Consider the following 7,949-nt stretch of genomic DNA (forward strand, 5'->3'; position numbering starts at 1 on the left):
GCGTTTTGACACTAGTTTGCAATCAGCGTGTGCAATCTTGCCGCGCGAGGAGCCTATCGGCGGAATGGTGTTGCGATTGACGCGATCGATGCGGATCAAGGTGGGGCGAATCATCGCCCTCGCCTATTTGTTCTGCGTGCTCGCGCCGGCAGCAAGCCTCGCTTGGGGCACTGGTCCCGCGCCATGCGTCGACGACGCGCTCCTCGCCGACCTCGTGCCGGTGCATCACCAGATGGCGAGCCATCTGCATGGTGACGTCTCGCACGAACATGCGGGAACCCACGCCGATCACCAGACTGCCGCGAAGGATGCCCCCGCTCCGCATCATCATGACGGCAAGGGAACAGTGGGTCCTTGCTGCGCGATGATGTGCGTCAGCGCGCTGCCGGCCGATTTGCCTGATGTCGCCAAGCCGGTTCTGCCCGTCTCCGCCTGCGCGCCCGAGATCGTGGCCAGCCTGCACAGCGCGGCGCCGCCGCAGCACTACCGCCCCCCCATCGCCTGATCTGACGCGACGATTTCGGGCCGAGCGCGCTTTGTGCGCGCGCGAACCTGTGGTCTCCAGATCAAGGACTAGGTCATGTTTGCGCTTTCCGGGGCGAAGTCCGCCGCATCTGCGGTGGGTCGACGATATCTTCGATTCAATTGGCCGCTGCTCGCCGTTGCCGCGCTGGCGCTGTCCGGCTGCATGCCGGCAACGACACAGCTCGCCAGTGCCGACCCCGCCGATCCCGCGGCGAAGGTGGCGCGCATCGGCTATCGCTCGACCATCGCGCCCTACACCAGCCTGCGGCCTGCGACGCCGGCGCCATGGCGCGGCCGCAACGACGCGGTGACGCCGCAGCAAAAGCAAGACCGGTAGGAGCGCGCCATGACACGCCATCTTGCGCGAGGCCTGCTCGTCATCACGGCGCTCAGCGTTTCCGGCTGCGCCGCGTTCTCGCCCGACGGCGGCATGACCACCGTCTCGGATCTGACGAGCCACGCCATCAACAAGGATGTCGCCTTTGTGCGAACGGCCGAGGGCGCCAGAGCTGTCGACGCGCGCGTTCGCCAGCTGTTGTCGCGGACGCTCGGCGCAGACGCTGCCGTGCAGATCGCGCTGCTCAACAACAAGGGACTGCAGGCCGCCTATAACGAGCTGGCGCTGGCCGAGACCGATCTCGTCGAGCAGAGCCTGCCGCCCAATCCGGTGTTCTCGATCTCGCGGATATCAGGCAATGGCGCCAGCGAGATCGAGCGTCAGGTGGTCGGCGATATCCTCGCGCTCGCCACCCTGCCGTTCCGCTCCGACATCGCCCGCGACCGCTTCCGCGGAGCGCAGTTGCGCGCTGCCCTAGCGACGCTGCGGCTCGCCGCCGACGTGCGCCGCGCCTACATCCGCACTGTTGCCGCCAACGAGATGGTGGTGCTGCTGACCGACGCGAAGGCGACAGCGGAATCGACCGCACAGCTCGCGGTCAAGCTCGGCGAGACCGGCTCGCTCAACAAGCTCGACCAGGCCCGCGAGCAGGTGTTTTACGCCGAGACCACCGCCGATCTCGCCACCGCGCGGCAGACGGCAGCAAGCGCGCGCGAAAGGCTGGCGCGCCTGATGGGGCTGTGGGACGACGGCCTCGACTTCCGCCTGCCCAACGCATTGCCGCCGCTGCCGCGCCGGCCGCTGGCCTTGCCGGCGATCGAGGCCGACGCGGTCGCCCATCGCATCGATTTGCAAATCGCGCGGCTGGAGCTGGCGGCGCTGGCGAAGGCCCTGAACCTCACCGAGGCGACGCGCTTCGTGACACTGCTCGATCTCGCCGGCATGTCCCGCCGCACCCAGGATCCGGAGGGGCCGCCGTTCCGCGAGCGCGGCTTCGACGTGCAGTTCCAGATTCCGATCTTCGACGGCGGCGAGGTGCGCGTGCGCCAGGCAGCGGAGACTTACAACTTTGCCTTCAACCGCTTGACCGAGCGCGCCGTCAACGTGCGCTCCGAGGCGCGCGATGCTTATCGCGTCTACCGCTCCGCTTACGACATCGCCGGCCACTACCAGCGCGAGATCATCCCCTTGCGCAAGATCATCACCGAGGAGATGCAGCTGCGCTTCTCCAGCATGCAGGTCGATATCTTCGCGCTGCTCACCGAGGCGCGGCAGCGTCTGGCCTCGCTGCGCGGCGCCATCGACGCCAGGCAGAGATTCTTCCTCGCCCAGGCCGATCTGCAGACCGCCGTCAATGGCGGCAGCGCGCCGGCGGCCATCAGCGACAATCCAACCACCATCGCCGCGGCAGCACCTGCCGATGGCGGCGGCCACTGAGATGGAGGCCAAGATGTTTTCACGCCGAGGATTTTTGGGCACCGCCGCGCTTGCCGGCGCGTCGGCTATTCAAGGCCGCGTGCAGGCCGCCTCGATTCCGGAAGCGCCCACCATGGATAAGGTCGTGATGCAGCCGCCGCTGCATCCGATCAGCGGCCCGGACTATCGCCCCGTGGTCACGCTGAACGGCTGGTCGCTGCCGTTCCGCATGAACGGCGACTGGAAGGAATTCCATCTCGTCGCAGAACCGGTGGTGCGCGAGTTCGCCGAAGGCATGAAGGTGAATTTGTGGGGCTACAACGGGCAATCGCCGGGCCCGACCATCGAGGCCGTCGAGGGCGACAAGGTCCGCATCTTCGTCACCAACAAACTGCCCGAATACACCACCGTGCACTGGCACGGCATGATCATTCCGAGCGGCATGGACGGCGTCGGCGGATTGAACCAGCCGCACATCGAGCCGGGCAAGACCTTCGTCTACGAATTCGAGATGAAGAAGAGCGGAACCTTCATGTACCACCCGCATTCCGACGAGATGGTGCAGATGGCGATGGGCATGATGGGCATGATCGTCGTGCACTCGCGCGATCCGAATTTCCGGCCCGTCGACCGCGACTTCGTCTTCGTGATGAGCACCTATCGCGTCGACCCCGGCACCTATCTGCCGCATGTCAACGAGATGACCGACTTCAACATGTGGACCTGGAATGCGCGGGTATTTCCCGGGATCGATCCGCTGCCGGTCAGGCTCGGAGACAAGGTGCGCGTGCGCATGGGCAACCTCAGCATGACCAACCATCCGATCCATCTGCATGGCCACGCCTTTGCGGTGACCTGCACTGATGGCGGCTGGGTTCCGGAGAGCGCACAGATCCCCGAGACCACCACGGACGTTCCGGTCGGCGCTGTCAGGGTGTTCGACGTGCTCGCCGACAATCCCGGCGACTGGGCGTTCCATTGCCACAAGTCGCACCACACGATGAACGCGATGGGACACGACGTGCGCAACCTCATCGGCGTGTCGCGCAAGGATCTCGCCAAGGCCGTTGGCAAGCTCGCGCCCGACGGCATGGCGATGGGTTCAACCGGCATGGCGATGGGCAATATGGAGATGCCCGCGCCCGACAATACGCTGCCGATGATGACCGGCACCGGCCAGTTCGGGCCGATCGAGATGGGCGGCATGTTCACGGTGATGAAGATCCGTGAGGGCCTCGCGCGCGACGATTACCGCGATCCCGGTCCCTACAAATTCCCGCAAGGCACCGTCGCCTACGAGGTCGCAGCGCCGGCCGCAGAGCCGGCCCGGCAAAAACCCGGCAGCCCGCCGATGAAGCACAAGATGTGAGCGTTTCGATGAACCACCAACTGGAGACCACGATGAAGACCACCATCAAGCTCGGCCTTGCGCTGGCCGCGCTTTCGCTCGCACCGGCCTTTGCTCACGACAAGCACGGGCACGGAAACTTTTCGGCCGGCGAGCCCGGCAATCCGCAAAAGCCCGCGCGCACGATCGAGATTCTGATGAACGAGATGGACTACACGCCCGCCCGGATCGAGGTCAAACGCGGCGAGCAGATCCGCTTCGTGCTGCGCAATGTCGGCAAGGAGGACCACGAATTCCTGCTCGCCACACCTAAGGAGAATCTCGCGCATGCCGCGGTGATGAAGAAGCATCCGCACATGGAGCATGACGATCCCAACGGCGTTCGTCTTGCTCCGAACAAGACGGCCGAGATCCTCTGGAAGTTCAGCAAGCCCGGCACGTTCGAATTTTCCTGCCTGATTCCCGATCACCGCGACTACGGCATGATCGGCCACGTCACCGTGAAGTAACGAAGGAGATTAAGCATGAACCGCATCATCCGTATCACCGCTGCGCTGGCGCTGACTGTGGGCCTTGCAACCGGGACTCTCGCGGCCGGGGGCGCCGCGATCAGCGGCGAGGTGAAGAAGATCGACGAAGGCGCCGGCAAGATCACGCTCAAGCACGGACCGGCGAAGAGCCTCGGCATGGAGGAGCCCATGACCATGGTCTATCGCGTCAAGGACACCGCGATGCTCAAGCAGGTGAAGGCCGGCGACAAGGTGACCTTCGAGGCCGAGGAGGCGGCGAGCGGGTATACGGTGACCAGGATGGAGAAGGCGAAGTAGGGCGGCTTCCCTTTCCCGTCATTCCGGGGCGATGCGCAGCATCGAACACGGAATCTCGAGGTTCTCAGGTGCGCAACTGCGCACCAGAGTTCGGCTCTTCGAGCCGCCCCGGAACGACGCCAAGCTTCCCCCAAAACACCGCGTTTCGTCCCCTCCCCGCCCCTCCGTTAACCCTTTGCTAACCATACACCGGGCAAAAATTGCCGGGTGAAGTCGAGTGTCGTCGGCCGCGTTTAGAACGGGAGAGCCCCCGTGGACGCCAGTGCGGTGCCTCACTTTCGGAACGGCGGCCCTTCGGCCGCCGCGCAGACATTTGGGGCGCGCGGACGGCAGTCGCGCGGGGAGGCAGCTACCATGGTCGACGTCACCGCGGGACAGGGCGTAGGCAGCGCGAAGCCCGGCATCCCCTCCCTCAACGAGATCGTCAACATCCTCAAGCGCGGCGACATCGCGCTGGCGCTCGGCATCCTCACCATCCTGGTGGTGCTGATCCTGCCCCTGCCCGCGATCGTGCTGGATCTGTTCCTGGCGATCTCGATCACGCTCTCGATCCTGATCCTGATGACGTCGCTGTTCATCCAGGCGCCGCTCGAATTCTCGGCCTTCCCGACCATCCTGCTAATCTCGACCATGCTGCGCCTGTCGCTCAACATGGCCTCGACCCGCCTGATCCTGTCGCACGGGCACGAGGGCACGGCCGCCGCAGGTCACGTCATCGAGGCGTTCGGCAGCTTCGTGATGGGCGGCAATTTCGTCATCGGCATCATCGTCTTCGCCATCCTGATCATCGTCAATTTCGTCGTCATCACCAAGGGTTCGGGCCGCATCGCCGAGGTCGCCGCGCGCTTCCATCTCGACGCCATGCCCGGCAAGCAGATGGCGATCGACGCCGACCTGTCCGCCGGCCTGATCGACGAGAAGGTCGCCAAGGAACGGCGCAAGGAGCTGGAGGACGAGAGCGGCTTCTTCGGCGCCATGGACGGTGCCTCCAAATTCGTCCGCGGCGATGCCATCGCCGGCCTCCTGATCGTCTTCATCAACGTCGTCGGCGGCATGATCATCGGCGTCGCGCAGCAGGGCATGTCCTTCGCCGATGCCGGGCGCAGTTACACGCTGCTGACGGTCGGTGACGGCCTCGTCACCCAGGTGCCCGCGCTGATCGTCTCGACCGCGGCCGGCCTGCTCGTCTCCAAGGCCGGCGTCTCCGGGGCCGCCGACAAGGCGCTGATGAAGCAGTTCTCCGGCTATCCGCAGGCGCTGGCGATGTCCTCCGCGGTTATGCTGGTGCTGGCGGCGCTGCCGGGTATTCCGACCATCCCCTTCCTGGCGCTCGGCGCCGGCGCCGGTGCGCTGGCCTGGCATGCCCGCAACCACAAGAAGACCGCCGTCAAGGCCGAGGAAGCCGCCAAGGCCGCGCCCGCGCCGGGCATGCCGGGTGCGCCCGGCGCTGCCGCGACTGAAGAGCCGATCTCGGCCGCGCTCAAGATCGACGACCTCAAGATCGAGCTCGGCTATGCGCTGCTGCCGCTGGTCAACGGCCCTGATGGCACCGACCGTCTCACCGAGCAGATCAAGGCGCTGCGCCGCTCGCTCGCGATCGAGATGGGCTTCGTGATGCCGGCGGTGCGCATCCTCGACAACGTCCAGCTCGAGGCCAACACCTACATCATCAAGATCAAGGAGGTCGACGCCGGCACCGGCAAGATCTGGCCGAACCAGTTCATGGTCATGGACCCCGGCGGCAACCAGGTGCAGGTGCCCGGCATCCACACCACCGAGCCGACCTTCGGCCTGCCCGCGACCTGGGTCGACGCCAGCCTCAAGGAGGAGGCCTCGCTCAAGGGCTACACCGTCGTCGACGCCGCGACCGTGCTCTCGACCCATCTCACCGAGCTGCTCAAGGCCAACATGTCGGACCTCTTGTCCTATGGCGAGGTGCAGAAGCTGCTCAAGGAGCTGCCGAAGGAGCAGAGCGAATTGGTCAAGGACATCGTCCCGGGCCAGGTCACGGTCTCCGGCATCCAGCGCGTGCTGCAGCTCTTGCTCGCCGAGCGCATCTCGATCCGCGACCTCTCCACCATCCTCGAAGGCATCGCGGATTCGCTCGCCTTCTCGCGCAATCCGGCGACCATGGTCGAGCACGTCCGCGCGCGTCTCGCGCGGCAGATCTGCGCGCAAAACACCTCCTACAACGGCTATCTGCCGCTGATCGCACTGTCGGCGAAATGGGAGCAGGCCTTCGCCGAATCCATCATCGGCCAGGGCGAGGAGCGCAGCCTCGCGATGCAGCCCTCCAAACTGTCGGAGTTCATGACCGCCGTGCGCGAGGCCTTCGAGCGCGCCGCCCGCGAAGGCGAGGCGCCGGTGCTGGTCACCTCTGCGGCGATTCGTCCGTTTGTGCGGTCCCTGGTGGAGCGGTTCCGGGCCCAGACCACCGTGCTGTCGCAGGCCGAAATCCACCCCAGGGCGAGGTTGAAAACGGTCGGAAGCATCTGATTTGCCTTAAGAAGCCGTGTGTTTTTCGGCCACAGGCAAATGGTTTTTGAGTTCCTGGCGCCTGGTCGACCAAGGGGAGAAAAAACGCCTGGCAGGCACATTACAGCTTTGAAATAATTATAAAAAAGAACGATCAGGGGATCGCTTTTGATCGCGATCTTTCACGTCCTGTCACGCCCTTGTGATCGCCTCTTGGGAACGAATCCCCCCAATACTAGGTTGTTGGGCACCGGAAGCATGAACCTGCCTGAACGGGCTGGCGACCACTTCGGGTAGATGGCGGCAGGAGGCTTCCATGAACCACTCGATCTACAGCGCCGATCGCTCGACCCATGTGAAGATTGTGGTCGTGGCGCTCGTCGCAGGGATCGCGGTGGCGGGCCTCGGCATGACGGCGCGCTCGGGTTCGGATGAAGGCCTGACCCAGACCGCCCGCGTCATCAAGGCCGGCAAGCCGGTCGTTGTCACCAGTTCGAACGCGTCCCTCGTTCGCTGAGGAGATCTGACGAGTTTTGTGAATTCACGCGGCTCTTTACCAGCCCCCCAAAGTCGCCACGTGGATATGTAGACGACCCCAACCCCAAGTCGACTACAGAAAGCGCCCGCCCCCCACGGGCGCTTTCTCATGTCTGGGGTATGCCGCTTTATGGCCGGAGCGTGCCGATCCGCCATTCTCTCCTCCCGTGTCCCGGACGCGCTGCAACGCTCTTGGCGTTGCTGCGCACAGCCGGGACCCGGCAGCCCCACGGTAATGCCGAGACATGGGCCCCGGCTCGGCAGCGCAGCGTCGAAAAGACGCTGCGCTGCGTCCGGGGCACGAGAGCGGGGTGATGGGGCGCAGTTGCTTCCACGTCGTCATTGCGAGCGAAGCGAAGCAATCCAGAGTGCCTCCGCGGAGGGATTCTGGATTGCTTCGTCGCAAGGGCTCCTCGCAATGACGGAGTGTGGGGTGACGGGGTCGCTTCATCATTCGCATTCATCGCAGACACGCCCTCGTATC

Annotated in this window: 8 protein-coding genes; all 8 read left to right on the forward strand. The window is 65.0% G+C overall.

Features of this window, described 5'->3' with window-relative positions:
* Nucleotides 1-64 precede the first annotated feature (64 nt).
* Nucleotides 65-505, forward strand: coding sequence for a hypothetical protein (locus YU9_RS0103750; RefSeq protein WP_027571553.1), 441 nt, complete (start codon nt 65-67; stop codon nt 503-505).
* Nucleotides 506-580: 75 nt separating this feature from the next.
* The gene (locus YU9_RS0103755) at nt 581-862 is read left to right on the forward strand and encodes a hypothetical protein (protein ID WP_027571554.1); all 282 of its coding nucleotides are present in this window, start codon (nt 581-583) and stop codon (nt 860-862) included.
* Between the two features lie 9 nt (nt 863-871).
* Nucleotides 872-2,299, forward strand: coding sequence for a TolC family protein (locus tag YU9_RS0103760; RefSeq protein ID WP_027571555.1), 1,428 nt, complete (start codon nt 872-874; stop codon nt 2,297-2,299).
* 13 nt (nt 2,300-2,312) lie between these two features.
* Nucleotides 2,313-3,647 (forward strand): multicopper oxidase family protein, encoded by a 1,335-nt coding sequence (locus YU9_RS0103765; RefSeq protein ID WP_027571556.1) that lies wholly within the window; start codon nt 2,313-2,315, stop codon nt 3,645-3,647.
* A 32-nt stretch (nt 3,648-3,679) separates the two neighbouring features.
* A complete protein-coding gene (locus tag YU9_RS0103770) occupies nt 3,680-4,135 on the forward strand; it encodes a cupredoxin domain-containing protein (RefSeq protein WP_027571557.1) in 456 nt (151 codons plus the stop codon).
* 15 nt (nt 4,136-4,150) lie between these two features.
* Nucleotides 4,151-4,453 carry a copper-binding protein gene (locus tag YU9_RS0103775; protein ID WP_027571558.1) on the forward strand — a complete coding sequence of 101 codons (303 nt, stop codon included), beginning with the start codon at nt 4,151-4,153 and terminating at the stop codon, nt 4,451-4,453.
* 354 nt (nt 4,454-4,807) lie between these two features.
* Nucleotides 4,808-6,949 carry a flagellar biosynthesis protein FlhA gene (gene flhA, locus YU9_RS0103780; protein WP_027571559.1) on the forward strand — a complete coding sequence of 714 codons (2,142 nt, stop codon included), beginning with the start codon at nt 4,808-4,810 and terminating at the stop codon, nt 6,947-6,949.
* 295 nt (nt 6,950-7,244) lie between these two features.
* Nucleotides 7,245-7,445 (forward strand): hypothetical protein, encoded by a 201-nt coding sequence (locus tag YU9_RS0103785; protein WP_027571560.1) that lies wholly within the window; start codon nt 7,245-7,247, stop codon nt 7,443-7,445.
* The last annotated feature ends 504 nt before the right edge of the window (nt 7,446-7,949 follow it).

The organism is Bradyrhizobium sp. WSM1743 (genome assembly GCF_000473065.1).
GTDB lineage: Bacteria > Pseudomonadota > Alphaproteobacteria > Rhizobiales > Xanthobacteraceae > Bradyrhizobium.

Coding starts and splice junctions, on each gene's coding strand:
- flhA (WP_027571559.1), top strand. CDS start 4,808: ATGGTCGACGTCACCGCGGGACAGGGCGTAGGCAGCGCGAAGCCCGGC.
- YU9_RS0103770 (WP_027571557.1), top strand. CDS start 3,680: ATGAAGACCACCATCAAGCTCGGCCTTGCGCTGGCCGCGCTTTCGCTC.
- YU9_RS0103775 (WP_027571558.1), top strand. CDS start 4,151: ATGAACCGCATCATCCGTATCACCGCTGCGCTGGCGCTGACTGTGGGC.
- YU9_RS0103785 (WP_027571560.1), top strand. CDS start 7,245: ATGAACCACTCGATCTACAGCGCCGATCGCTCGACCCATGTGAAGATT.
- YU9_RS0103750 (WP_027571553.1), top strand. CDS start 65: ATGGTGTTGCGATTGACGCGATCGATGCGGATCAAGGTGGGGCGAATC.
- YU9_RS0103765 (WP_027571556.1), top strand. CDS start 2,313: ATGTTTTCACGCCGAGGATTTTTGGGCACCGCCGCGCTTGCCGGCGCG.
- YU9_RS0103760 (WP_027571555.1), top strand. CDS start 872: ATGACACGCCATCTTGCGCGAGGCCTGCTCGTCATCACGGCGCTCAGC.
- YU9_RS0103755 (WP_027571554.1), top strand. CDS start 581: ATGTTTGCGCTTTCCGGGGCGAAGTCCGCCGCATCTGCGGTGGGTCGA.